This window comes from Citrobacter meridianamericanus (assembly GCF_041320245.1).
Lineage (GTDB): Bacteria > Pseudomonadota > Gammaproteobacteria > Enterobacterales > Enterobacteriaceae > Citrobacter > Citrobacter meridianamericanus.
Map to the genome: position 1 here is coordinate 61,300 of NZ_CP101038.1, position 24,634 is coordinate 85,933.

At 50.6% G+C, this 24,634-nt stretch carries 33 protein-coding genes; 25 read left to right on the plus strand and 8 right to left on the minus strand.

Annotated elements, in window-relative coordinates:
• The first annotated feature begins 70 nt into the window (after positions 1-70).
• Positions 71-769 (plus strand): RES family NAD+ phosphorylase, encoded by a 699-nt coding sequence (locus NMD08_RS27710; RefSeq protein WP_256434859.1) that lies wholly within the window; start codon positions 71-73, stop codon positions 767-769.
• 31 nt (positions 770-800) lie between these two features.
• Here the strand turns inward: NMD08_RS27710 and NMD08_RS27715 are convergent, their stop codons facing one another.
• Entirely contained in the window at positions 801-1,478 is a 678-nt protein-coding gene (locus tag NMD08_RS27715) for a helix-turn-helix domain-containing protein (protein WP_256434860.1), read from the minus strand.
• An 81-nt stretch (positions 1,479-1,559) separates the two neighbouring features.
• The gene (locus NMD08_RS27720) at positions 1,560-2,189 is read right to left on the minus strand and encodes a recombinase family protein (protein ID WP_256434861.1); all 630 of its coding nucleotides are present in this window, start codon (positions 2,187-2,189) and stop codon (positions 1,560-1,562) included.
• Between the two features lie 447 nt (positions 2,190-2,636).
• On the opposite strand from NMD08_RS27720, the gene NMD08_RS27725 reads away from it, so the two are divergent.
• Together NMD08_RS27725 and dinQ are read left to right on the plus strand one after the other, a co-directional pair.
• Positions 2,637-3,410, plus strand: coding sequence for a hypothetical protein (locus NMD08_RS27725; RefSeq protein WP_256434862.1), 774 nt, complete (start codon positions 2,637-2,639; stop codon positions 3,408-3,410).
• A 463-nt stretch (positions 3,411-3,873) separates the two neighbouring features.
• Complete coding sequence (gene dinQ, locus NMD08_RS27730) at positions 3,874-3,954, plus strand: damage-inducible type I toxin DinQ (protein WP_276513604.1); 81 nt, start codon at positions 3,874-3,876, stop codon at positions 3,952-3,954.
• A 127-nt stretch (positions 3,955-4,081) separates the two neighbouring features.
• On the opposite strand, the gene NMD08_RS27735 is transcribed toward dinQ, so the two are convergent.
• Positions 4,082-4,657 (minus strand): hypothetical protein, encoded by a 576-nt coding sequence (locus tag NMD08_RS27735; protein ID WP_370606103.1) that lies wholly within the window; start codon positions 4,655-4,657, stop codon positions 4,082-4,084.
• 143 nt (positions 4,658-4,800) lie between these two features.
• Positions 4,801-5,019, minus strand: coding sequence for a hypothetical protein (locus NMD08_RS27740; protein ID WP_071446651.1), 219 nt, complete (start codon positions 5,017-5,019; stop codon positions 4,801-4,803).
• Positions 5,020-5,204: 185 nt separating this feature from the next.
• Here NMD08_RS27740 and NMD08_RS27745 point away from each other — a divergent pair, with 185 nt between their 5' ends.
• The 7 genes from NMD08_RS27745 to NMD08_RS27775 all read left to right on the plus strand — a co-directional run bounded on the left by NMD08_RS27745 (position 5,205) and on the right by NMD08_RS27775 (position 11,120).
• Positions 5,205-5,603, plus strand: a complete 399-nt coding sequence (locus NMD08_RS27745) for a hypothetical protein (protein WP_370606102.1) — start codon at positions 5,205-5,207, stop codon at positions 5,601-5,603.
• A 106-nt stretch (positions 5,604-5,709) separates the two neighbouring features.
• Positions 5,710-6,525: a hypothetical protein gene (locus tag NMD08_RS27750; RefSeq protein WP_370606101.1), complete on the plus strand. Its 816-nt coding sequence runs from the start codon at positions 5,710-5,712 to the stop codon at positions 6,523-6,525.
• 515 nt (positions 6,526-7,040) lie between these two features.
• A complete protein-coding gene (locus NMD08_RS27755; protein ID WP_063615388.1) occupies positions 7,041-7,907 on the plus strand; it encodes a ParA family protein in 867 nt (288 codons plus the stop codon).
• Positions 7,907-8,938 (plus strand): ParB/RepB/Spo0J family partition protein, encoded by a 1,032-nt coding sequence (locus tag NMD08_RS27760; RefSeq protein ID WP_256434863.1) that lies wholly within the window; start codon positions 7,907-7,909, stop codon positions 8,936-8,938. The genes NMD08_RS27755 and NMD08_RS27760 overlap by 1 nt, the downstream gene beginning before the upstream one ends.
• Complete coding sequence (locus NMD08_RS27765) at positions 8,938-9,375, plus strand: hypothetical protein (protein ID WP_256434892.1); 438 nt, start codon at positions 8,938-8,940, stop codon at positions 9,373-9,375. The genes NMD08_RS27760 and NMD08_RS27765 overlap by 1 nt, the downstream gene beginning before the upstream one ends.
• Complete coding sequence (locus tag NMD08_RS27770; protein WP_256434864.1) at positions 9,372-9,695, plus strand: hypothetical protein; 324 nt, start codon at positions 9,372-9,374, stop codon at positions 9,693-9,695. The genes NMD08_RS27765 and NMD08_RS27770 overlap by 4 nt, the downstream gene beginning before the upstream one ends.
• 171 nt (positions 9,696-9,866) lie before the next feature.
• A complete protein-coding gene (locus NMD08_RS27775) occupies positions 9,867-11,120 on the plus strand; it encodes an RES family NAD+ phosphorylase (protein WP_258983318.1) in 1,254 nt (417 codons plus the stop codon).
• A 48-nt stretch (positions 11,121-11,168) separates the two neighbouring features.
• On the opposite strand, the gene NMD08_RS27780 is transcribed toward NMD08_RS27775, so the two are convergent.
• The 3 genes from NMD08_RS27780 to NMD08_RS27790 form a co-directional block, all read right to left on the minus strand.
• Positions 11,169-12,443 carry a Y-family DNA polymerase gene (locus NMD08_RS27780; protein WP_256434866.1) on the minus strand — a complete coding sequence of 425 codons (1,275 nt, stop codon included), beginning with the start codon at positions 12,441-12,443 and terminating at the stop codon, positions 11,169-11,171.
• Positions 12,443-12,865 (minus strand): translesion error-prone DNA polymerase V autoproteolytic subunit, encoded by a 423-nt coding sequence (gene umuD, locus NMD08_RS27785; RefSeq protein ID WP_256434867.1) that lies wholly within the window; start codon positions 12,863-12,865, stop codon positions 12,443-12,445. The genes NMD08_RS27780 and umuD overlap by 1 nt, the downstream gene beginning before the upstream one ends.
• A gap of 179 nt (positions 12,866-13,044) precedes the next feature.
• Positions 13,045-13,716, minus strand: a complete 672-nt coding sequence (locus NMD08_RS27790; protein WP_256434868.1) for an SOS response-associated peptidase family protein — start codon at positions 13,714-13,716, stop codon at positions 13,045-13,047.
• A gap of 359 nt (positions 13,717-14,075) precedes the next feature.
• Here NMD08_RS27790 and NMD08_RS27795 point away from each other — a divergent pair, with 359 nt between their 5' ends.
• The 7 genes from NMD08_RS27795 to NMD08_RS27825 all read left to right on the plus strand — a co-directional run bounded on the left by NMD08_RS27795 (position 14,076) and on the right by NMD08_RS27825 (position 18,016).
• The gene (locus tag NMD08_RS27795; protein WP_256434869.1) at positions 14,076-14,756 is read left to right on the plus strand and encodes a DNA methylase; all 681 of its coding nucleotides are present in this window, start codon (positions 14,076-14,078) and stop codon (positions 14,754-14,756) included.
• Entirely contained in the window at positions 14,756-14,977 is a 222-nt protein-coding gene (locus NMD08_RS27800) for a hypothetical protein (protein ID WP_256434870.1), read from the plus strand. Before NMD08_RS27795 ends, NMD08_RS27800 begins: the two co-directional genes overlap by 1 nt.
• A gap of 10 nt (positions 14,978-14,987) precedes the next feature.
• A complete protein-coding gene (locus tag NMD08_RS27805; RefSeq protein WP_256434871.1) occupies positions 14,988-15,407 on the plus strand; it encodes a DUF1380 family protein in 420 nt (139 codons plus the stop codon).
• Between the two features lie 53 nt (positions 15,408-15,460).
• Entirely contained in the window at positions 15,461-16,240 is a 780-nt protein-coding gene (locus NMD08_RS27810) for a hypothetical protein (RefSeq protein WP_256434872.1), read from the plus strand.
• A gap of 404 nt (positions 16,241-16,644) precedes the next feature.
• Complete coding sequence (locus tag NMD08_RS27815; protein ID WP_044789508.1) at positions 16,645-17,151, plus strand: antirestriction protein ArdA; 507 nt, start codon at positions 16,645-16,647, stop codon at positions 17,149-17,151.
• Between the two features lie 42 nt (positions 17,152-17,193).
• Positions 17,194-17,385 (plus strand): hypothetical protein, encoded by a 192-nt coding sequence (locus NMD08_RS27820; protein WP_256434873.1) that lies wholly within the window; start codon positions 17,194-17,196, stop codon positions 17,383-17,385.
• 223 nt (positions 17,386-17,608) lie between these two features.
• Positions 17,609-18,016 carry a hypothetical protein gene (locus NMD08_RS27825; RefSeq protein ID WP_370606100.1) on the plus strand — a complete coding sequence of 136 codons (408 nt, stop codon included), beginning with the start codon at positions 17,609-17,611 and terminating at the stop codon, positions 18,014-18,016.
• A gap of 48 nt (positions 18,017-18,064) precedes the next feature.
• On the opposite strand, the gene NMD08_RS27830 is transcribed toward NMD08_RS27825, so the two are convergent.
• The gene (locus tag NMD08_RS27830; RefSeq protein ID WP_015062665.1) at positions 18,065-18,286 is read right to left on the minus strand and encodes a hypothetical protein; all 222 of its coding nucleotides are present in this window, start codon (positions 18,284-18,286) and stop codon (positions 18,065-18,067) included.
• A 330-nt stretch (positions 18,287-18,616) separates the two neighbouring features.
• Between NMD08_RS27830 and NMD08_RS27835 the strand changes: the two genes are divergently transcribed.
• The 8 genes from NMD08_RS27835 to NMD08_RS27870 all read left to right on the plus strand — a co-directional run bounded on the left by NMD08_RS27835 (position 18,617) and on the right by NMD08_RS27870 (position 24,614).
• On the plus strand, positions 18,617-19,171 hold the full coding sequence (locus tag NMD08_RS27835) for a single-stranded DNA-binding protein (RefSeq protein ID WP_256434875.1): 555 nt from the start codon (positions 18,617-18,619) through the stop codon (positions 19,169-19,171).
• Between the two features lie 51 nt (positions 19,172-19,222).
• Positions 19,223-19,456, plus strand: coding sequence for a DUF905 domain-containing protein (locus tag NMD08_RS27840; RefSeq protein WP_151236084.1), 234 nt, complete (start codon positions 19,223-19,225; stop codon positions 19,454-19,456).
• A gap of 74 nt (positions 19,457-19,530) precedes the next feature.
• Entirely contained in the window at positions 19,531-21,585 is a 2,055-nt protein-coding gene (locus NMD08_RS27845; RefSeq protein ID WP_101701193.1) for a ParB/RepB/Spo0J family partition protein, read from the plus strand.
• A gap of 44 nt (positions 21,586-21,629) precedes the next feature.
• Positions 21,630-22,064 (plus strand): conjugation system SOS inhibitor PsiB, encoded by a 435-nt coding sequence (psiB, locus tag NMD08_RS27850; RefSeq protein ID WP_101701192.1) that lies wholly within the window; start codon positions 21,630-21,632, stop codon positions 22,062-22,064.
• Entirely contained in the window at positions 22,061-22,789 is a 729-nt protein-coding gene (locus tag NMD08_RS27855; protein ID WP_101701191.1) for a plasmid SOS inhibition protein A, read from the plus strand. Before psiB ends, NMD08_RS27855 begins: the two co-directional genes overlap by 4 nt.
• Positions 22,786-23,106, plus strand: coding sequence for a theronine dehydrogenase (locus NMD08_RS27860; RefSeq protein ID WP_101701190.1), 321 nt, complete (start codon positions 22,786-22,788; stop codon positions 23,104-23,106). The genes NMD08_RS27855 and NMD08_RS27860 overlap by 4 nt, the downstream gene beginning before the upstream one ends.
• Positions 23,107-23,805: 699 nt before the next feature.
• Positions 23,806-24,210 carry an ammonia monooxygenase gene (locus NMD08_RS27865; RefSeq protein WP_101701189.1) on the plus strand — a complete coding sequence of 135 codons (405 nt, stop codon included), beginning with the start codon at positions 23,806-23,808 and terminating at the stop codon, positions 24,208-24,210.
• A 56-nt stretch (positions 24,211-24,266) separates the two neighbouring features.
• A complete protein-coding gene (locus NMD08_RS27870) occupies positions 24,267-24,614 on the plus strand; it encodes a hypothetical protein (RefSeq protein ID WP_101701188.1) in 348 nt (115 codons plus the stop codon).
• Positions 24,615-24,634: the final 20 nt, after the last annotated feature.

Below are 24,634 nucleotides of genomic sequence, written 5' to 3' on the forward strand. Positions count from 1 at the left end.
CGCAGCCTAATCCCCAGCAAAGAGAGAAATCTTATGCTCAGAATAAATCGCATTTTTAGTGAGAGGAACAATGGCCAAAACGTCAAAATCAGAGGGAAACCCAAACGGTGAAGTAAATCAACATGCTGACATTTCTGTAAGCACGGTAATGAGCGAACAAGACAAAGCAGCGCTTGTGAAAATCAATGCGTTGTCGGATCAGGCTCTCAAGCAATGTGGGGAAACCATTCCTGCAGGTACAGAGACTTTCCGGCTGCAACATGGCTCTCATGGTGGCAGCAGCGTCTTTTTTAATCAGAACGGCCCAGACTGCCGTTACAACCTTGAGGATGGTAATACGGGCACCATGTATGTTGCATTAGCTCCGATTACAGCTCTTAAGGAAGTGTTTCAGAACAAGATAGCGTTAACGGAGACTGACCTTGAGGAGTACCGAATGGGTAAAGTTGAAATTGAAAGGGAGTGTAAGGTCCTGGATATGAAACAACTTATCACCCGTTCGTCAGTGACATTACATGATGTTACGACAAGCAGACGTACTGTAACTCAGGAACTGGCCCGTAAAACTCATGCAGCCGGGTTCGATGGAATCAAGTTCCCATCGAACGTGACAGGTGATGACTGCCTGGCTCTTTGGCATCCAGAACCATCTGGGGTTGGGATAGCAATTACACGAGAGCAAACTCGACTCAGTGAGTTTGAACTGAATGGTAGAGAGGCGGCTGACATTCTGGTTGACGATCTGAACATTTCGGTTGAGGAAGGATAATTTAAGGGGGGATATTTTCCCCCCTTTTCCATCAGACTGGATCTTGTGAACCATACAAGCGAGCAAGACGGATGAGTTCGTTCATAAGCTCTGAATCCGGGTTTTGCTTCAGGATATCCACAACAGTGTATGCCTTACCTGGCGGTACAAAACCTTCAAGGCCGGAATTGCGTTTTTCCATGAAAAATGAATACTTCATCCTGTCGCTAGAGGGTGTCAGATTCTCCATCAACGGTTGAATCCCCCTCAATACGCCATCAGCAGAAACGCGTGGGTCGTCCGTAAACTGAAATACAGGGTAAAAAAACTCTCCGTCAATTTTAACTGATAAAAGTTTTCCTTTTTCCCGCCAACTGGTAACTGTTGGTTTGGATTTTCCCAGGAGTTGGGCTGCTTCCAGCGACGAATATACTCCGCCATCTGCTTGCAGGATTTCCTCAAACATTGCTTTACTTTTCAGTCGCCGTAACTGACGGTTTTTTTCTTTCGTCTGTGCGGTGATTGCTTCTTGAGTTCCGATCTGCACCAATGCACTGATTGCAAACATCAGATCACTCTGCCCCATTAGCTTGCTGCTGACATGAGTGTTACCTGTACGGATGTCAGCAGCAATGTCAGTAATGACATTTAGAAGCCGTTCTGCAACCAATGGGTCAATAGGGTTATGACCGGAGCGAGAGCCGACACCACGCTTTTGGGTTGTTGTCATTGTATACACTCCTTTCCGATTTTCTTTAATTCATTATGTGGTAAATCGGAAAGTTTTGCAAATATTGTATAACTGGAACTATTAGGTTTGCTGTTCCTCTGCGTTGTTACATACTCGAATAACCGTCATTTTAGATACGCCTGCCAAGCGTGCTGTTTCTCGCAGCGATTTCCCATGAGCCAGGCGAAGTGTCCTTATCAGTTCATGTTTCTGCGCATCGGCTACCCTGCCCCGGTATTTTCCTTCAGCTTTCGCCTTACTGATTCCCTCTGCCTGGCGACGTCGACGGTCTTCGTAGTCTTTTCTGGCAATAGCGGCGAGCATATCCAGCATCATGCCATTTACGGCCTTCAGCATGCTTCGGGTAAAGTCATCACTTACTGTGCTGGATAGCGCCAGATGGCTGGTCGGTAGATCAAGACTGACGATGGCCAGCTGCTTATCGGTAATTTGCTTTCTGAGTGTCTCCCAGCCTGCATCATCCAGGCGGGTAAGCCTGTCGACCTGTTCTATGAGAATCACATCACCAGGTTCCGCATCATCAAGAAGTCTGATCAGTTCAGGACGGTTCATTGTCGTACCGGAGACATTATCGATATACCAGCCAGCAATACGGTGGCCATGTTGGTTTGCAAATGCCTTCAGTGCATTTTTTGCCCGGCTGGCATCCTGCTCTGAAGTGGATGCCCGGAGGTAACCAAAAACGAACATATTTTGTCCTTCTGGTAACTTTTAAGTGGTCTTGCTTATGATGGTATCACTTATGTGGTAACAATAACATTCGCCGGTATTATTTCGGATGGTATATATAGAGCATACCTAAGTGTGACTGGCTGACGCGCCCGCCGGGCTTGTCCAACCCCTCGCCTGCTCAGAAGCAAGTTCTGAACAGACTCACGGTTTGCGCAGCGGGTCAACAAAATTAAATACGATCACCAGAAATATTTTCTGGACACTTTTTCCGATAGTGCCGAAATGTCCAAGTTAGAAAACATTTTTTGTACATTCTTGGTGCATGATTGAAGGTGATAGAGCGAGGCATGGATTGAACTGGACAGAAAGCGCTGTACGTTCAGTCCGGGCGGGAATTATGATAATACCTGTTTTTAGCGGTGCGATCGGCAACGGCATAAGGCTCTCATGCGATGAAGGATATGTATGGAACTGGATACTGAATTTCGCTACCCCAATGTTATCGACTTCTTCGGTACGACCCTCTTTCATCTTTGTCATTTCACAACAATAGATCTCCATAATTACGCGGCATATAATAAATACGCTGAAAACAATATTGCGGAAAGCAATAAAAGACTCAGTGAAGAAATAGGTCAGAGGCTGGAGAATAACGGCAAAGAATACCACGAAGACATCATTGACAGTTACAGTCAGGAGATACAGGAGTTTGGTGATATTTATCCCCCTATGCACCGTAAGGCGATGGTTATCACGCTGTATAACTTCTTCGAACATCAAATAAAAACGTTGTGCGCCGAAATAAACAGGCTGCTTCCGCAAAATATGAGTGAAGCCTATTCTTTAAGTAACGCATGCATTAAAGAGTATCGTAAATTTCTGCGGCGTGAAGCTATTTTTGATATGAATCCGGGCGGGGAATTGTGGAAACGCTGGGAGGATATGCTGAAATTGGAACAAATCAGGCATGTTCTGGTTCACTCAGAAGGTGAGATAGAGAAACACAGGGCGGAGCGGCTTGCTGATATAGAAAACTACTGTAAACAAAAAAAAGGTATCAGGCTGATTCGACACCGTATCATCATTGATGAAAGCTATGTGGCAGGGCTTATCACTGAGCTTATCGCATTGTTTGAGCTACTGGAAAAGCAGGTGAGCGCGTTCGTCCGGCGATACGAAGACGAACATGGTCATTATGAGATTTTGCTCCCTCCGGGAGCCTCAGGAATACCGCTGTGACGTTGTAGACAGAATCACCTGAGCGTCCGGGCTGGCGCGGGAGTTCACGGAAAGGCGGATTACAGGCGTAAAAAAACCGACTGGTGAGGTCGGCTTTTTTACACTTCCGGTATGGGCTGTGTCACTCTGACCGGAAGGGAAACTCTCTACAACTGACAATAGTATGATAATCCGTGAAACCTGATTATGCAATATGACGGGCGGTGACCGCACGTTAACGGTTTGCCTGAACGTCAGATAAACGTATAATCAGTGAGTTAGCTCTGTGATGGAGTCTCTTCCTGCATTCCGCTCAATGCGGCATGAACAGGTTCAAAGTCCTGGCAGGTAATACAGGTGGTGCTGGTTAGCTGTGCTCTGGTAGGAGGGAGACTCTCTACAACTGACAAGACGAAGAGAAGCCGTGGTGACAGGCCGTGTAAGAGCAAGCCACGGTGTCTTTACTCCATTTATGGAGAAACGGATGGGCGCTTTAATCGACAAAGCAATCATCGTTCTGAAAGCGTTAATCGTCTTTCTTGAACTGATCCGCATGTTCTTCTGAGCGTGACGGAAACGTAACTAAGGCCGGGGATCAACCACTCTCCGGCCTTTAACATTGATAGTTAGAAGGCCGCTGGCGCGGCCTCATAGAGTTGACTAAAGGGAGCAATGGAAGAATTCATATATTCCTAACGAATTCTTCCATGGGGGATTCCGATATAGCTAGAAGCCTTTTCTAATATTATTTGGTCAATATGGCCAATGTAATCAGAAGTGCGCTCAAAAATTTGTTTATTTGCCAGGTCAACCAAAATAACTGTAGGTGATGCACTATTTTCTGATTTGTTAATTCCCAATGCGTTTAGTAGCTTTTCTTCTTTCTTATCGCTGCCGGATGGCCTATATAACATATAATCTCTAGCTATTGAGACGTGTACATGAGCTAGCATGTTACGAATGTAATATACTTTATCAATATAATCTAAATCAGAGTCGGTTAATATATCGGAGTATAATTCAGTAAATTCATTCTTAACTTCACTAAATTGCTTTTCCCAATATTTTACCCGAATTTTATGATATTCATCCGGGATGGTTGTTGGGGATGAAACAAAGCCGTCGATAAGGTGTGGATTTTTCTTTAAAATAACCAGATCAGCCATCTGACCTTGAATCCATGCAGTAAACATGAATACATTTCCTGCATTCAAAATGTTTTCAAGTGCTGTCATATTATGGCCATCGTCAAAATCTTTGTATTCCATGTAATCTCAAGTCCCTCAAGTGAATTTGAGCAACTATACACCAAAATAGAGTATGAAAACGCTTAATGAATAGCAAAAATGGACAGAAATACCTGAATGTCTAACCGAGCGGAGAATTAAACGAGGGATATAAAAAAGGCCGCTCAAGCGGCCTTAGTGCAGGAAATGGCTTCCAGATAAGCAATTTCTAAAATGCGGGGATCTCTGGAATTGTAAAGGCGAACGAACGATTCATAACGTTCCGCGCATCCCCGCTCGTCAGCGCGGCGGTAATACTCATTGTGGAGTTTATTCAGGCTCTTTCGCAGCAGAAGCCTACCGACGACTATCAGAGCAAACGCAATAATAAGGAAAAATGTCATCTCTACCTCCTGTAGTTATTACCCAATACTATCAGGCTAGATCCTGCGCTGCCAGCAGAACTGGACAGAATAACTCGAATGTCTAAGTGATGAGATTTATTATAAATGGGCTTCACAGTGCCACTTCCCCGCAAAAAATCTAATGATGATATAATCGAACTCATCAACCACAAGAGTACGCGATTATGACACTGGCTCAACTGAAAGGTATTTGTTCCCGTTCTGATATCACTGTGGATGAACTTCGTATAGTTGTAGAGCGTCTTAACCAACAACGCATTAACTTCAGTACTGAACTGCACGAAATTAAGCCGCCTGCGCCCTGTGGGTGGTTACCAAGAAGCCGACCGCTATCGCAAGAAATAATAAGCGAAAGTCTCTGTAAACATTATAAAGAGCAGATTCAGCAATGGATAACGCTGATCGAACTCCATGAGGCATCACTGACTTGGGGGGAAAAGGTAAAGCGCTTTGTGGGAAAGCATAAATGGTTGTATTCCATTTCAGCAATGGTTATCGGAGGCATCGGAACTATAATAAATGGGTACGATATGATTGCTCAATGGTTCTGGCCGCCACACTAAATTCTCTGGACAGAATTACCTGAACGTCCAATGTGAGGCGTAGGTTACTGTTGCAGTCTGATACGTTATCATAGAGCGCATCGTTTGAGGGGAACACTGGGACGCTATGATTTATCACTATACAGATTTGAATGCCGCAATATCGATAGCAAATAATGCTCAGATGTGGTTGACCGATTATCGATTCCTGAATGATAAAAAGGAATTTAACGAAGGGTTTGATGTATTGCTTGAGGCGCTGGAAGCATATCACGACTATTCTGGTAAATATTGTCCGGAATTTTTAGATACTCTTTCAAGAGCAGTGGAGTTTATACGTGATGATAATTTCTCAAATTTAGAAAGAAACAATATATTTGTATCGTCATTCAGTAAAACTCCCGATTTGTTGAGCCAGTGGCGAAGTTATGGAATGTATTGCCTGGAGCTTGATGCTGATTTCTTCAGGGATGATGAAGTATCTGTACTCGAATGTGTCTATTTACATGACAGAAGAGAGGCTCTAGATAAAGCAGATTTAATTATTTGCGATGAATTTATACCAGTGCTATTTGATATATGGAAGGAAAATAGACCATACTTGATTGATCTGAAACTGAGTTCATTGCTCGAGATTCATGCTCTTTCATTCAAACATGCGGCTTTTGTCGATGAGGATGAAGTCAGATTTGTACTGAGTTGCGCCCCAGATGATGCAAGAATTAAGTTTCGAGGGAAAGGTCAATTATTGATACCGTACGTATCCTTTGATTTTGATCCTGAATTATTGAAAACGATAACCATTGGACCTGTTGATAATCAGGACTTGGCCTATGAATCTTTATCTATGTTCGCTAGAAAAATCAAACGTAAAGTGCAGGAAAGTAATATCGAGTATGATTTGGTTATTGAAAAATCAGAGGTCCCTTTCAGGAGTATTTAGATAACATTACATCAAGAATAACAGTCGTGTTCATTTTAATTAAGGAGTTTGTATGCTAGGTGCTTCGTTTCATCAGTTTTCAATGGAAGCGCTTCTGGCTAGAAATCATAATTGTACCTAGAGACTGAATCATTGGGGCTATCCTATCTTGAGGGCAACTGCTTGTCTATTGGACAGAATTATCGGAGTGTCCAGATGGCGAGGGTATTAAACCAGCGACGTAAAAAAGCCGCTGGTTCGGCTTTTACTAACGGACATAAAATGTGATTTCGCATGCGAAATCTATTGCATATCATTATTGATATCTTATATTTTCTCTGTATACTGTTTGTGTTGTCATGAAAGCGCGACAACAAACGCAGTGGCAGATAGCTGCTTCTGCACCTGGCGAAACGCCTGACTCACAGGAGTGTGTATGAAATCCCGCAATGAATTCATTTCATTATTGAAATACTCTTTCAAGCCGTGCCGCCCCTTCTCAAACATTTCGCATGCGAAATCTTAAGGACTGTTACATGACACTGAAAATTGGACCTATCGGAAAACTGATCGTTGTATGTAGTCAGAAGGGCGGAATCGTTAAATCGCAGTCATCCAGTGAAATCGCACATGACCTTCGTGAAGCTGGTTTCCGTGTGCTTGAAATTGATATGGACTGGACAACTGGTCTGACGGAGAGGGCATTCCCTGACGGCTTACCTTATGAGATAGAACGCGAACCTTTAAGTAACAGTTTTACACCCGGTGAAGCGAATACATATCAGCTTTTCTTTTCTGAAACAGAGATTCGACCGATTGAGCTTCCTGGCGGGCGCTTTTTTATCGGTGCTACCAGTGAACTTAATGAAATTAACTACCGAAACAGCGACTGCATGTTCGACTTCAGGGACCGTATTGAAGAACTGAAGAAACAGTTTGATTTTATTATTGCTGATTCAGCGCCATCTTATTCAAATGTCATGATCGCAGCGCATATGTCAGCTGATTACCTTCTGATCCCTACCCTGCTGGAGAAGCAGGCCCGTAATGCAGTTGGTAAACAGCTTACTTATATGCAGAAAATTAAGCGGAACTACAATCCTTCGCTGCAGTTCATGGGGACTTATGTGACGCAGACGCAGGTCAAAAATTATAAAAAGCCACTTAAAGAAGGATATCTGGGGCCTATTGATACACTGAACCTGAATCTCCTCATCGAGATCCTTCAGGGAAAAGGCTACTCTGAAGAATACATTCTCGCCTATATATCATTTGTACCTGCTGCTGCAAAAGAAGCGATAGAACTTGGTCTCTCCTTTGATGAATATGACCCCAAATGTCTTCCTGCAATTCAGTATAAAGAACTTACTAGGAAAATTATTCTGCTCGCAGGAGGTAAGTAATGGCCAAGAAACCGTTTATGAGACGACTCCAGGCGCAGCAGGAAATGAAAAAAAATGCATCTGTTGTTTCTGATATTGAACAGGTCATTGCAAATAAACAACCAGATGAGCAGAACCATGATATAGCTGCGCACCAGATTATGGCGGATATTGCCCGTCCGGATATCGAACCTGATGGACAGATAATCCGTGTCGATATAAATCTGGTTTATGCTGAAGAACAAGTGCGACCTGAAGAAGACTTCGAGGAAGATATTATCGATGGTATGGCTGATACCTTCGAAACGATAGGGATGCTTACCCCGCCTCGTTGTTATCCTCGTGACAGACGTGGCTACCAGATATGGTTAGGCGAAACGCGTGTTCGCACTGCCCGCAAGCGTGGTGATACCCACATTGATATTTATGTCGGTAAACCACCACGGGAAAGAAAAGAACGCATCATCGGTCAGCTCATTGAAAATCTGCAGCAGTCTGGTTTGAAACCATTAGCGACTGCAAAATCGTTCTATGAGCTCAAGCATGAGTTCAATATGACGGGTGAGCAGATCGCAAAAACAATGGGTAAGCCTACCTCATTTGTCAGTAAACACCTTCGTCTCATTGATGCACCAGAAAATGTTACCGCCCTTCTCCGGGATAAAATCACATCCGATGTCGATCTGGCATACACACTGATACAGGTAAATGAAAAGTCTCCCGAAGAGGCCGAGAAGCTTGTCGCAGCTGCGCGAGAGTCTGGTATTTCACGTTCGCAGGTTAAAGCTGTTCTTGATGCAGTTAAGAACAAAAGCAAAGGTGAGATTTCGCATGCGAAATCTAAGTCTCAGAACAAAAAACCAACCAAGCTTTTGGACAGTAATTCAGATGTAAAAACATGGCAGGTTGTTGTCGAGATAGACGGTCAGCAAGGGGTAATAATGACTGACCGTGCGCCAGATAAAGCTGGGTATGTGTGGGTGAAAATGGAAACTGGTGAGATTTCAGTTGAGGCTTCTGAACTACGCGTCAAAGGGATGCGCTCTCAGTGATGAAATCAACCCCGTTCACCGAAATGGCCACGGCATTCCGTGGCCAAATTGTCCGCCTCTGGGCGCTTCGATATCCCGGAACTCAATCCGAAGCAGCTGCCGCATTAACAGAAGCAGCTATCAATCTGGGATATGTTACAAGAAGCAGGCCCGTACCCGGTGCGGCGTTACTTTCATGGTCCTCTAACCCGGCTGAAACTCCGTTGTGGGCAGCTCAGACGGCGTTAACATTGATGCTCAGCATCGGCTGGAAGCCAGAAAGTAACCAGGACTGGTGTGGTATGTCGGCGCTGATATTCAGAGCTAATCGTACACTTCCACTTGAGCAGTTAGTCGCTTCCTTGCCTGATAGCATAGACAGGCAAACGGCTACCGGATGGTTCGTGGCGGCAATTGAAGAGGATGCCAGCTACCGTTACAACAGGAAATCCACATGACCTTTCAAGAGCTTGATGCTTGTATCGCAGGCTCTGGCAGACGTTCTATCGCTTCTGCATTAGTCGCTTTTATTCTTGATGCGCTTGATGAAGGACAGGACGGAGTTGATCTTGATGTGTTCCAGAGCCACACGCGCTTCATTCGCAATAATGTAACAACGGTAGCCAGCTATCTGCAGCTACATGGGATTATCCATATACAGTATTACCGTGATGGTGCTGCAGAGCGTCAGTATGAGTCCGTTAATAACTACGGGCGGTGGGCAAAACAGCACTACCAGCTATCTGCAAGCGTTAAAGAACTCTATCGGCGAAATTAGATATTGAGATTTCGCATGCGAAATTTTTACAGGAGCATCACGATGCTTGACGAGGATTACAAGAGAGTTTGCAGTCACTGTTTGAAGAATGACCCGGTTCTCTTTCACATGATCATTAATGACCCGGATTCTTACAGACCATGCGACTACTGTGGTAATGAAGACCGAACCATGTCTATGCATGCATTGGGAAATAAAACTGACTGGCTGATAGAAAAATATTATTCTCCTGGCGAAGTAGACCATGAGTATGGTGTTCAGGAAGGTTCTCCTCTTATCGAGATTCTTGAACAAGAGGTTTCATCCAATATCGATGTGATTAAAGATCTTTCAAAAATACTGTTGGATTGCTGGTTCGAACGGGGAACTGAAGAACATAAATATGGTGAAGATCCACTCTTCATCTCAGCAATATCCATTTCTTCTAAGCTTTCCAACAAATGGGCTTTAATGGAAAAGAAGCTTCGTGAAAGTAATCGTTTTTTCAATCATGATGCCCTTGAAACGTTTGATGAAGTGTTCGGTTATCTCTTTGATAATCACCCTTCAGCCTTTACCGATTTCACTCCAGATACGCCTCTTTATCGTGGACGGATTTTTAAGTCCGAGGATGACATTAAGTCTGCGTTGCACATGCCAGAATCAAGGCTTGGCCCCCCTCCTTCCGATTTAGCACCTTATGGTCGGATGAACGCGAAAGGAATATCTGTATTTTATGGAGCAACATCCAAAACTAATGCCGTTTCGGAAGTCCGTCCTCCGGTCGGTAGTTTCGTAGTAGTTTCTGAATTTCGGGTACTGCGTCCTGTACGTCTCCTCGATTTGACGGTACTCGGCAGAGTGGCTGTAAACGGTGTAAGCCGTTTTGATCCTGAATATCTGGTCAGATATGAACGTAGCCGTTTCATAGCAACACTATCACGCAAACTAGTTATGCCGGTTGTGCCTGAGCTCGCTGAATCGAACTATCTGCTAACGCAAGCTATTGCTGATTATCTGTCTATCACGGACAAATATTCACTGGATGGAATCAAGTTTTCGTCTGCTCAAATGCCTTCTGGCCAAGGGGAGGAAAATGCGTGTAATGTGATCTTGTTTCATAAGTCATCGGCAGTTAAAAACGCCAAACTCAGACGACTGGAAGCGCAAGTTTCAATGTATAGAGAAGACGATGACTACGCTGAGTTTGACCCTCAGATGACAACGACCAATCGTGATTTCAGACGAGAGTTTACCGTTCTCTCCCGAAACAAACCTCAGCAAGACGTACTTGAACTGAAGTTGGATAGTATTGAGATCCATGAAATCAGGGGCGTTAAGTATACATCGTTAGTAACCCCGGTAGGCCATAAAGAGATAAGTTTGTCTGCCGCTGAAGCAGAGATTTCGCATGCGAAATCTGGCTATTCAGATGACGATTTCTGACGAGTTGATACAACCTAGATTTCGCATGCGAAATCTTTCGGTGGCAGATCATCTTATCATTGCCACCGGGAGATCATTCCAGCGCGTTGTGTACGCAGGGGAAAGCATTTCTTGTTTCATTTGCCACTCAGGAGCAATGCCCCGTCCCGCAAACCACACTTTCCCCAGACCGGAATGGTTAATACTATCCAGAACTTGCATCAACTGCTCGCTCCGTTCCCACGGCTGTACTTCATCAAACAAATTCAGCTGCGATACCCCGGTTGGCATGAAATCGTTCAGCATACAGCCTGCCTTTGCGTAACGGTGACCATCCACCCAGATCCTGTCCAGGGCTCTGACGGCAGCGGCAATGATGTCCCGTGTATCCTGCGTGGGGATGAGCAGTTTTTCACTGGCCAGATTACCGTAGTAGGGCTCATTTACGGCGAACGGCGATGTTTTCACAAACACGGCAATATGCCTGCAGAACTGACGCTCGCCGCGCAGCTTTTCAGCTGCACGCTCAGCGTACTGACAAACTGCCTGGCGCATGGCTTCATACGTCGTAACACGCTCCCCAAAGGATCGGCTGCAGACAATCTGCTGTTTCGGCGGAGGCGCTTCTTCCAGCGAAATACAGCTTTCTCCGTTGAGTTCCCGGACGGTTCTCTCCAGCACAACGTTGAAATTTTTCCTGATAAATACAGGGTTCGCGCGCGCCAGCTGCAGCGCAGTTGTTATCCCCATTGTGCTCAGTTTCTTTGAGAGCCTGCGGCCAACCCCCCAGATTTCTTCTACTGGCTGCAGTGATAACAGTTTCTCCGTTCGTTTTGGATTGCCAGTCGTCAGAGCAAGCACGCCCCCAAACTGCCGCCATTCCTTAGACGCCCATTGTGCGCTTTTAGCCAGCGTTTTGGTCGGCCCCATCCCGACACCGATAGTCAGGCCAGTCCCGTTCCTGACGTGTTCACGCAGTTGCCGGCCGAAATCCTCGAAATCGATGCAGCTGTCAATACCCCGCACGTCGAGAAACATCTCGTCAATCGAGTACTGCTCAACGCGTGGCGCCAGCGCTTCCAGATGAACCATGACCCTGTTCGACATCGATGCGTATAGCGCGTAATTACTGGAGAAGGCGATGATCGGCTCCGGAAATTTCATCGACTTCAGCTGAAACCACGGTACCCCCATTTTGATGCCCAGCCGCTTCGCTTCAGGACTTCTCGCAATGACGCAGCCATCGTTATTTGAGAGAACGACGACGGGTTTGTTTCGCAGGTCGGGGCGAAAAACCTTTTCGCAGCTGGCATAGAACGAATTCACGTCAGCAAGCGCGTACATCAGTCCATGCCCCGTGTTTTGTGTATGAAGGCTGTCACCACCCCAAAAATCTGCAGGTCTTCCGGATAGAGAGTGGGATAGGCCGGGTTCATCGGCAGCAGGGCGATACGGGGTGTCAGCTGCAGGCGTTTAACCGTGAATTCGCCATCTGTTTCTGCGATGACAATATCTCCATGCATGGGTTTCTCAGCTTTGTCGACAACCATTAAATCGCCGGAATGCAGACCCATATCCCGCATCGAATCCCCGATAGCCCTGACGAAGAACGTTGCAGCCGGACGCCGGATACAATAGGCATTCAGGTCAAGTTCCTCCTCCGTGTAATCGGCGGCCGGCGACGGAAAACCCGCCGGGCAACGTTCGGTGAACAGCGGGGCAGTGGACTGCACCGGCTCCTGTTCGGGGGCGACAAAAAGTAACATGGCATACCTCTTAAAATACCTGTTTTTATATACAGTATTATTTAAGATATTTCCCGTCCTGCAAGGAGAATTTTACCTGCTCCTGCCAGGTCATTGTTCTGGCAGATAAAACAGGCTCTGGGTTATCCACAGAAACGGTGCATAACCCTGTGAGTGGATGCCGGGTATCTCACCGTCTGCTAAGCCAGTGGCTCTATAAGTTCCCGGCCCTGGTTCCCGGGATTGCCAACAGCCCGGCTGACGGGGTGCCATGTGAAATCTTCGGCGGAAAGACTGCCCTCACGGGCAATGTCTTCCGCCTCTTTACCGGTTGTGTTTTCACTGAGCCATTTACGTGCGGCAGCCGGTGAGTACACGAGCGGTCGCCGATCGTGAATATCCAGCAGTCCCTCATCCGCAGCTGCCGTGACGATCAGGAATCCTTCCTGGTCATTGCCATCCTCAAAAGGTGGTTTCCCGATGACAGCGAGCAGGAGTGGATTTCCGTCCTTGCGGTAAATGAAAAACGGCTGTTTCACGCCGTTTTGCTGTTTCCACTCAAACCAGCCGTCAGCAAAAACAATGGCCCGTCCGTGCTCCCAGAGTGGCCTGAACATCCGGCTGCCGGCCGCAGTTTCACTTCTGGCGTTGATGAGAGTGGGCTTGTTCCACCACTCCGGCGCATAACCCCAGTGAACAGGATCAAGATGCAGCTGCGAGCGGCGTTCACTCAGCAGTAATACACGGGTTCCGGGCGCAACGTTGTAGCGGCCGACGGGCTCCGGATCATACGGGATGTCCCGTTCTGCTTCTTCTCCGAGAAAGGCCAGGTACTCCTCGCGGGAGTTGTACTGCGTAAACCGACCGCACATTATCGTTTCTCCGGTGTAGATTTCGCATGCGAAATCTGTGTTTTCATCAGTTCAGAACATAGGCCGTTTTTCAGGTTCCTGCCATCGTGTGGCCGCCGTGCCGCTACTGTAGCCGGGCCGCTTCGAATGCAAGGGTTCGCTCTGCCGGTGTCCTCACCCGGTCGCAGTTTATTTCAAAGGCTTTACCCGCTGTCTTCCCGTCGTTTTCCGTCTCAATTTTCGCCGTCAAACCGTCCAGCCAGCGTGGGCTTTTTCACTGCGCTGCGGCTTGCGGCACCGCCCCTGCATTCTCCACTTTTCGCCCGGCTGTCGTATCGGCACGGCGTAACTGGCGCCGCATTTGAGAAAGGAGAACTACCATGTCCCGATTTATCCAGGGTAATTGCGTCCATATCATGTCCGGCTTTCCGGATAATGCTGTCGATTTCATTCTCACCGACCCGCCATATCTCGTCGGTTTTCGTGACCGTCAGGGGCGTACCATCGCCGGCGATAAAACCGATGAATGGCTGCAACCCGCCTGCCATGAGATGTATCGCGTGCTGAAAAAAGACGCGCTGATGGTGAGCTTCTACGGCTGGAACCGCGTCGATCGCTTTATGGCCGCCTGGAAAAATGCGGGATTCAGCGTTGTCGGCCACCTGGTGTTTACCAAAACCTACACATCGAAGGCCGCATATGTGGGCTATCGCCACGAATGCGCCTACATCCTTGCAAAAGGCCGTCCGCCCCTGCCGCAAAACCCGTTGAATGACGTGATTGCGTGGAAATATTCAGGCAACCGGCATCACCCGACTGAAAAACCTGTGACCAGTCTGCAACCGCTGATTGAGTCCTTCACACATCCCGGTGCGATTGTTCTCGACCCCTTTGCCGGCAGTGGCTCCACCTGCGTGGCCGCCTTCCAGGCTGGCCGTCGCTACATCGGTATCGAAATGCTTGAGCAGTATCACCGGGCCGGACAGCAACGTCTGGCCGCCGTCCGGCGCGCCATGCAGTACCCGGCCGCCAACGACGTCTTTTATCCGGAGGCCGCGTAATGAACTATGCCGGACACGAAAAACTCCGCGCAGAAGTGGCGGATCTTGCCAACAACATGAGTGACTTGCGGGACGCGCTGAATGGTATGGAGCACCGCTATCGCTTTGATTCTGATGTGCTGACCGAACGCCTGGCCCGTCAGACGCTTTTTCGCATCAATGCCCTGTTTATGGCGGCGTACAACGAAATGCTTGAGCTGGATACCTGCTTTAAGGACTAAGGAGAAAAACATGTACGGAACCTGTGAAACCCTCTGCCGGTTGTTGCGTGAGCAGTATCCCGCAGAAACCCCGCTGAACCTCATTGTCTGGTCCCCGGCGGATATCGAGGCGCTTGCCGATGGAATGGAATATGCCGTTTCGGAACAGGACACAAGGGCGGTACTGGCGCGTATGGACGCCATACCGGAAGAACAACAGCTTGAGTCGGGCGTGTCTGCCGGTGCAGTGATGGATCTGATTGAACAGGTGAAACAGGCCGTTCCGGCGGTGAGTGTGCCGGCTGATCTGCTTGAAACCCTGCTGACCACTGCCGAACAGGCGTTATGGCACAGGGAATGGTCCGCCCGGGATGAGAACCATCCAGTGCCGGAAAGCATTACCCGTCGGCTGGCTGATGCGGCGAAAGTTCGCGCCTTACTCAAAAACTGAAATCAACACGCCGCCCGGGCGGCGTGTACTGACCCCATTCAGAGGAACCCATTATGCAGGAAATCACCACTTTAACCGCCCTTGTGATGCGCCGTGCGCGCGATTTGATTGCTGATTATGGATGGCCTGACCATACCGATGTTGATCAGCGTGATCCGGTAAATAAACCGGGATGGATAAGCATTTATGTCCGTCTGGATGCGGCAAATATTGTTCATCTTCTGCCTTTGCTTTGTACCGGTGAAGTACCCGCAGAGCTGCAAAGTGCCATGACAAAAATAGCCGGGACGCCAGCGCAGATTATTTTATCCGGCAGCCGCTATGCTGACGCGCCGCAGCTTCCGGAGAACGGAACACAGATAGCCTTCCCCTGGGCCGGGGAATGGCTGACGGAGCCGGAGATTCAGGCTGTAACGGACTGCCTGTACCGCGCCGTGCGGGATATCTCCCGGCAGGTCCGGGAAGATTCGCGCCGGATTCAGGCGGCGCTGACCACGCGCGGGAATACGCTGTTTTACCGTCAGACCCGAAATTTCCGTCTGGTTGTGAAGGAAAATGATATGCCCTGCTGGCTGGACGATGATGACAATTTGCCGGTGGTGCTCGATGCCATCCTGAACAAAGGGGCACGCTACAGCAGCGTCGAGTTCTTTGTTATCAGCGACAAAGTTGATCAAATCCTGGCATGTGGCCAGATGTGCGATGTGCTGCGTATTCCGGGCGAGCCTCCGCGCCGGTGGATGGATTTAACCCTGTTACATGAGGTCATGGCAGAAGCGCGTGCAGAAATCAGTCTTGTCCGCAATGCCCTGTCAGCAATCCGGCCAGTGTAGCGAACAGCAGGGGGCGCGGCCCCCTGAATCTACCACGAAGGATAAGGATGTCGCCGGCTCCGCTTTTATGCTCTTCCTCCACGTTGTTCCGGCTTCGCAGTGAGTTACGTCCCGTGCGGCCTGCGGCAAACGCCGTGCCTCTACTGTAGCCGGGCCGCGGCTGATGCAAGGGAAGCGTAAACGCCGTCACCTTCACCCGGTCGCAGTTTATTTCAAAGGCATTATCCGCCGTCTTCCCGTCGTTTTCCGGCTCATTTTTCGCCGTCAAACCGTCCAGCCTGCTCCTGCTTTTTTACTGCGCTGCGGCTTCGGTGACGCCCTTGCATCCTCCGCTTTTCGCCCGGCTGTCGTGTCGGCACGGCGTAAGCCGGAACTCAGACGACATCGACTATGGAGGATTTTTTATGAGCACTACGACCACCACACCTGCTGTTTACGTGGGCACGTATCACAAATACAACTGCGGCAGCATTTTCGGCAAATGGTTTGATCTGACGGAATTTGATGGCAGGGAGGATTTTTACGAGGCCTGTCAGGCGCTGCATGCCGATGAATGGGATGCCGAGTTTATGTTCCAGGACTGGGAAGGTATCCCGTCGCAGTTCGTCTCTGAATGCTCCATTGACTGGGATTTTATCGCCGCTTACAAACGCGCCGAAGAAGAGGGCAGGGAAGCCGCTTTTATCGCCTGGGCGGAGTATACCGGCGAATGTGACTATGACGCGTTTGATGATGCGTACCGCGGCGAGGCGGAAAGCGAGGAAGACTATGCACGGGAGATGGTGGAGGACAACGGCCTGTTAAATGAGGTGCCGGAGCCGTTGCGCAGTTATTTCGATTTTGAAGCCTGGGCGCGTGACCTGTTCAGCAGCGGCTATGTGTTCCATGACGGCTATGTCTTCAGTAACTGATTAATGTCCGGCGGGGAAACCCGCCGGTTAAGGAGAAAACGTATGAAACTTGCACCACAAAGCCGTGAGATCCTGCGACAGTACAAAACCCTGATTAATGCCCGCCGACGTGATGCCGGTCAGCGGGAACTGACCACCGCGCAGGTGATGGATGAAATTTGTTACTACATGACCTGTCAGTGTGCCGTGTACATCGGCGGTCATTTCATCTTACAGGGCGGAAAAAGCCAGTAAGCAGGATGGCAGGCGTCGTCCGGCCCGGAGGGCGCCTGTCAGCCCGCGCGAAAAACCGGGCAGGCTGCGCCTGCCGGAGAGAAACTTCGCCGCGCCTCCGGCGCCGCGTACTCTCCTCTCCGTTGTCAGTCGCTGTTGCCCGGGAATGCGCCCGAATATAATAAACCCGGAGATGAGCAGCAGAAGTGATCCTTATAGTCAGTGTGTCCGGGGAGGAAATTTTATGCGTATGTCTCTGATGTTTGCAGCCGTGACTCTTTTAACCGGTATTAATCTGTTGTTTATTCCGTTTCAGCCTGTACCTGCTCTGTGGGGAGCTGGCCTGGCCGTTGCTTTTATCCTGATGAATGTCGTGGCGGATAAACTGCATCTCTGGAGTGGCGTTGCATGGATTATCGTTGCCGGCATCATCATAACGTTGATGCTGAAGGAGAAGGAGCCGGGTGACGAATTAAGAGTGCTGAACACCGTTTTTGCTTTCCTGGCTTCGGCCTGGTACAGCATTGTGCAGTACAGAAAAAAAGTATTTTCGCTCCTGATGTTCCCGGCTGGCATTACGCCGGATAATTGTCAGCCATCTCGTGACTGCTACCCGCCCTGTTGGCGAGGTTTCCCACTAAGCCGCATGTAATCCATTCTTATCCTCCCGTTCTCTGTTTTCTGCCCGTTCCCGTTTTCACTACGGGCGACTTCCCTGACGGGAACCGGGGCTGTCATGCTTCGCACCGAGCCAGCTGCGCTGTCTCTGCCCGGCCCCTTCGGGGCAGCGGGTTTCCATCCCTGGCTGTCGCAACGTCAACGGCAGGCTTGCTGCGACCGTTCCGGTCACGCCGCCCTTTTTACGCGCCGTATCCTGCGCTTTCTGCACCCCGGCAAACTGACGCCGGGCTGTAAGGCGCAACGCCGTTTCGCGCCCGCGCTTTCCGTCGTTGCGGCGGGTTCCTGCTCATTCCTTGCCTGGTTTTTTCACCCTTTTGAGTCCTTTCGCCGGGGCTGAGACAAGCACAGTCGCTGTCAGCTGTCCAGGGTAAATGGCACGCGGTAAACCGCGCCCTGGACATCCGCCATCGCCCGCGCTGGTTTACGCCCTTGCGGCGAACGGCTCTCAAACGGGTGAAGGTAACAACCAGCGGGCGCGTTCAGCAGGTCCCCGCAAAACGTCAAAACCGCGGCCCCGGCAACTCAACGGGTGATGGTTTTTAAAAGCAAAACAAACGGAAGGAGATTCATCATGACAGTACGCGGCATCAACAAAGTCATCATCGTGGGTAATCTGGGCCAGGACCCGGAAATCCGTTATATGCCCAATGGCGGCGCGGTCGCTAATCTCAGCCTCGCCACCTCTGAGTCCTGGCGCGATAAACAGACCGGAGAGATGCGCGAAAACACCGAATGGCATCGCGTGGTGCTGTTTGGCAAGCTCGCGGAAGTGGCCAGTGAGTATCTGCGCAAAGGCGCTCAGGTGTACATCGAGGGGCAACTGCGTACCCGTAGCTGGCAGGACGACAGCGGCGTGACACGTTATGTCACTGAAATCGTCGTCGGACAGAACGGCACTATGCAGATGCTGGGCGGTCGTCGTGACGGCGGTCAGCCACAGAGCACGGCTCCACAGCAGCCCGCACAACTGCAGAGTCCTGCCGCTCCGGCACAACCTGCTGGCTCCCCTGAAAAATCCCCGAAGAAAGGCGGCAAAAGAGGCCGTCAGAGTACCGCGCCGTCTCAGCAAGCGCCGCAGCCGTCACCAGACGATTATCCACCGATGGATGATGATGCCCCGTACTGACCAGCATGATGAATACTCCCCGCAACCAGCGGGGCAGGAAAAGGAGAACACATGAGTATTTATAACGCCGGACCGTTACCCGATGACACCTTCACCAGAGCACAGGCGGAAGCAGTGGCGGCAGAGTTTGAAAATGTCGCCATCGAAGACGATCAGGGTTCGCATTTTCGCCTGGTCGTTCGTCAGAACGGCGAAATGGTGTGGCAAGCATGGAATTTTGAAGCGGATGCCGGGGTATGGCTCAACCGTTACATCGAACGTTATGGCATTCGTAAACAGCAGTAAGTAAGAAGGTGCCCTGCCGGAGCTGTAACTCCGCAGGGCCGGACAGTCATCAATATCTGTGAGGAGTATCAACTATGTCAGTAACCGAGTCTAAAGCAAAAAAGGTTAAAAAAGCCAGCCCCAAAGCGTCAACGCGTAAAGCTGATGCTCAGTCAGACGTCCTGGTTGCCGTACTGGACAGTGCCCCTGTCAGTTACACCGCATGGTCCCGCCTGTTTATCGGGGATCTCAACTGCCGTCTTATCCCGCACACGCCAGAAGAAATCAGGGGTTATGCCGACAGTATTTTCGCTGTCGGGCAAATCCATAACATCGTGGTCGTGGAATGTGATGATGGTCGGCTGGAAGTGGTTTGCGGCGGCGGACGTACCAGAGCCATCGGTTTACTGGTTGAAGAAGGGAAGGTAGACCCCGATCAGGAATGGATCTCCTGCAAAGTGGTTCCCCGCGAAATGGCGAGAGCTATCTCTCTGACTGAAAACGGCAGACACAAGACAATGCACCCCGCCGAACAGATCGCCGGATTCCGTTCTCTGGCAGAAGAAGGGAAAACACCAGCGCAAATCGGGGACCTGCTGGGCTACGGTGTGAAGCACGTCCAGCGCATGCTCAGGCTCGCAGGACTGGCTCCGGTTATTCTTCAGGCACTGGCAGAGGACAAAATAACCACCGAACACTGTCAGGCGCTGGCGCTGGAAGATAGCCCTGACCGTCAGGTGAAGGTGTATGAGGCTGCGTGTAGTCAGGGCTGGAACAATAAACCGGAAGTGCGTGTGATCCGTAATCTGATCACCGACAGTCAGGTTTCCACCCTCAACAACAGCAAGTACGCATTTGTAGGGGAAAACGCCTTCTCCGGCGATGAAATCCGCGCTGACCTGTTCAGCGACGAACAGGGTGGTTTTGTGGACAAACTGGCGCTGGATACGGCCCTGCTGGAAAAACTCCAGGTGGTGGCGGAGTGCCTGAAAGAGGCCGAGGGCTGGGCATGGGCGACGGGACGTCTGGACACCGTCAGTTATCACGGTGAGGACAGCGCGGTCTACCGTATTCAGGATGAGCCTGACGCGGTTTACACGGAGCAGGAACAGCAGCGCATGGATGAATTACAGGATCAGTATGACGAGAACCAGACCGCCAGCGATGAAACCGACGCGATGGAGTCAGAGATGGAGGCCATCGAATGCGCGGCACAGCTCCGGGCATGGACGCCGGAAATGCGCGCACAGTCCGGCGTGGTGGTGTCATGGCGTCACGGTGAAATCTGTGTCCAGCGCGGGATTTTCCTGCGTGAGCAGTCTGAAACGGAAGACGAACCTGCTCAGGTTCCGGTATATGAGCGCCAGCCCGAACCCGTTGACGAAATCAGTCTGCCTCTGCTGACGAAGATGTCCTCTGAACGTACGCTGGCCCTTCAGGCTGCGCTGGTACAGAAGCCAGAGAAAACGGTAGCTCTGATGGTCTGGCGTCTGTGTACCTGCGTTTTCGATTATTGCTGCACGACCCGTGATCCCTTCGTTATGCGTCTGGAGGTGCATCACAGCCGTCTGGTCAGTGAAGCCCCGTCCGGTGAAGAGGGTAAAGCGTGGCAGTGTCTTATGCAGGAAAAAGCCCGTCTGGAGGCGCTGTTGCCGGAAGGCTGGAAAAAGGATTTCACCACCTTTTTTACCCTTGACGGAAAGACGCTGATGTCACTGATGGTCTTCTGCACGGCCTGTTCTGTCGATGGTGTGCAGACCAGAACGATGGGACATACGACACGAAGTGATCTTGATAGTGTTGAACGTGCTGTTGATTTCAACCTGCATGAATGGTGGCAGCCGACGAAGAACAATTTCTTCGACTACCTGAAAAAACCACAGATTGTTCAGATCCTCAGCGAGAACGGGCTGACCGGGGCCGCCAGCGATGCGCTGAAAATGAAGAAATCTGACGCAGCGGACCTGGCTGAAACCATGATGGCCCGTCACCGTCCTCAGTGGGTGCCTGTCTGGATGCGCGCCCCTGATGCAGAAAAATCCCCGTCTGATGCAGAAAATGATGTATCTGATACCGAAAACGGCAGTGCTGATGCACCCGATGCGGCTTTTGATGCAGACAGCCACCACACCCTGCACGACGCAGCCTGATAACGGAGGCCGCCCCGTCATTCGGGGCGGTATTTAAGGAGAACATGATGCGTAACATTATTACCCCCGATGTACTGAAAACCATGATCCCCCAGGAGTTTGAAGACTGGCGCGACGGTGGCGAAGATTTACGCCGCGAACTGACCCATGCCGTGATGCGAGACCTTGACTGTCCGGCTCACTGGGACCTGAACGGCGAATACCGCAGCGAGTTTGGCGGTTTTTTCCCGGTGCAGATCCGTTTCACGCCATCCCACGGCAATTTCAGCCTGGCAGTATGCAGCCCCGGTGATATCAGCCCGTCCTGGATGGTGGTGTTTATTCCTGCCAGTGGTCGCCCGTTCTCTGTTATGCGCACGCTGCCAGCCTGGTCGCCGGAGGTTATCAGCCACACGTTGAGTCTCGTCGCCCGCCTCGATGCCGATGGTTACAGTCAGGCCAGTATCATCAGCATTCTGGCGATGGAGGGGGCATTATGATCCCGATAAACCTGTCACTGGTCCCTCTCAGTCATGAGCGTCGTGCGGTGATGCAGGCCATCGCAGAGGTGGAAGCAAAATACGCGCGTGGTATCCATGTCGCTGAATTTCCCTATGCCTGCACTTTTTTCCGCATCCTGAACGGCAGTAAGCGTGTCACTGTAAAGGATATCGGCTGGTTCTCTCCGGGGCTGACGGCTCAGTCGCTGCGGGGAAATAAACAGGACTGGCTGGCGGCTATCGACCGGCTGATTGAAAGCCGGGGCGCATGTTGCTGGTTACCCCTGTCGCTGTCGGATGGCTGGCGACTGTTCCCGGAAACGAAGTTCCAGATGCAGGAGCGTACCCGCCGGCACAGTGAACTGGGGGCTGAAAAATACACCCGCCAGCGCCGGAAGGAGGCGTGCCAGCGCGAAACGGCGTATCAGGCGCTGGCGGGGCAGGCGGAAATTGAGCTGGCTTTTCATACCCCGGAAACGGTCAGCAGCTGGAGCGCCCGCTGGTCGGGTACTGAACTTCACCAGTACGACCTGGAAGAAATGTTCTGGCGCTGGAGCGAGCGTTTTCCGTCGCTGGCACCAATGGAACGCTGGATGATGGCGAATCAGCCCTTCTGGAGTGTGATGGTCGAATCTGATGCTCTCGCTAAAGAAAGCCCGGAGCCGGTCAGACAACTGGAGCGATGGATGGTCCCCAACAAGCTGATACACCGGAGCCATGCATGAAGTGGTGTTACTCGTTGCGCTGGAGACTGCCCCGGACACCGTGTCCCGGACCGCAGGAACTGGCGTCAGAGGTGGTGGAGGCCGGGGAACCCGCGCCTGAATCGGTGATGTCCCGCTGGGTGGCGGGCGCTGGGTATGCAGTGTGTCTCGATTTTCTGGATGAAAGACAGATAAGACGCTGGAGTGATGAACGAAAAGCGGCTGCCCGTCGGCGGAATCTGGAACGTCGCGTGAACCGGATTGCACCGTTGTTTGCAGAAGAACTCATCGAGCGGGAACTGGAAGCCCGACCGGCGTATTTTCAGGGAAAACCATGAATATGCCTCCCAAAGGAGGGGAGTCATGCTGAAGGTTATGAGCTGTAACAAAGAATACGCCAACGTGAGGACAGGAAAATAAAAAGAGCGGTTATGCCTGCGGTATAGCTGCTCTTTTTTATGCCCCTTACGCTTTGTAATACCCTGCTGTTAATCTCCTCTGAAGAACGGACGCTGCGAATTATGGTGGCAGTTGTCTGTATCATCTTTTCAAATTTGCCTGCTGTCGGACGGGGTCACTGGCCATGACTGCGGGCGACTTCCCTGACGGGAACCGGGGCTGTCGTAAACGGAGCCGGTAAACCGTCTCCGCCCTGACGGGCTTCCATCCCACTGTCGCAACGTCAACACCTGCTCGCAGTGACCGTTCCGGTCACGCCGCTTTTCACCATGCCGGCGATAAAGCCGCCGGCACTCAGGTGACGCCACGTCGTTCCGCCGTGTCGGGTGTGTTCATCCTCTTCTCATACCTCTGGTGAGCCATCTCGCGTTAAGTCCCCGGGCGGAGGGCTGGTCGTAGCACCGTCGCGTCGTCATCCAAGGGGTTAAATGAACTCCGCCAAAAACTTTTTGCGAAGGGATGCAAAAACTTTTTGTCTCCGCCCCTTTCCTTCCTCCTTGCAACGTTGCTCCTTTGCCCTTTGCCGCCAGGGAACTCACCGAGAGATGGATTAACCACCAGACAAGAGGAAAAGCAGGATGAACACACAGAACGTCAACGTCAAAACCGCCACCAAAGAATCTTCCGAAAGATGGGGGGCAAACCCAAAAACACGACTGGCCTGTGTTATCGCAGAACAGCGTTCGTACCTGAATGAGCTTTGCCAGGTCTGGAATCTTCAGTTGAGCCAGAAAGACGAGGCAGAGGAAGTCCTGCGCCTTCTCAGCCTGATGAGTGACAACGTTCATAAGGAAGGCGTGTTGTGCTGGGAACGTTCATATCCGTTGGTTTCGTTTCATGTCGTGCAGCCGTGGTTACAGGCTAAAAATCATGCCATCCGCTTATACGGGATGATCGGGCGTGAGGCGTGGGAAATCGCACGTAAGGACCTTCGTGACAACATTAATTTTGCTCAGGCCATGCTGGACGTTGAAGTGTGTTAAGCAGCGTCACCCACGGCGGCAGGGGATGTCGCCATCAACAAAAGAAGGAGAACACCATGCATTTACACCTGACAGAATCCTCCGCTGTGCCGGGGATGCAGACCACCGCTGAGGCAGAGCGGGCTTACTGGCGGAGCCGTGAACAGGCGACGGTAAAAGCCCCTGCTGAAATCGACGTACACGCTTTTCATAATGCGCTGGGGCTGATGTACCCGCTGAACTGGCGCTGTAGTGAAGACGGTGAGTGCGAAACCTTCATGCTGGCGGAAATGGTCTGCGGCAACGTGACCGAAATTTATGCGCGGATCGGTATCCGTTATTACCGGATGCGTGACTACAGCAACCTTGACCACGCGGAAATTCTGGCCCGCGTTAAGGAGGTATCAGACAAGAGCCAGAAATGAAAAAAGCAGGCATAAGCCTG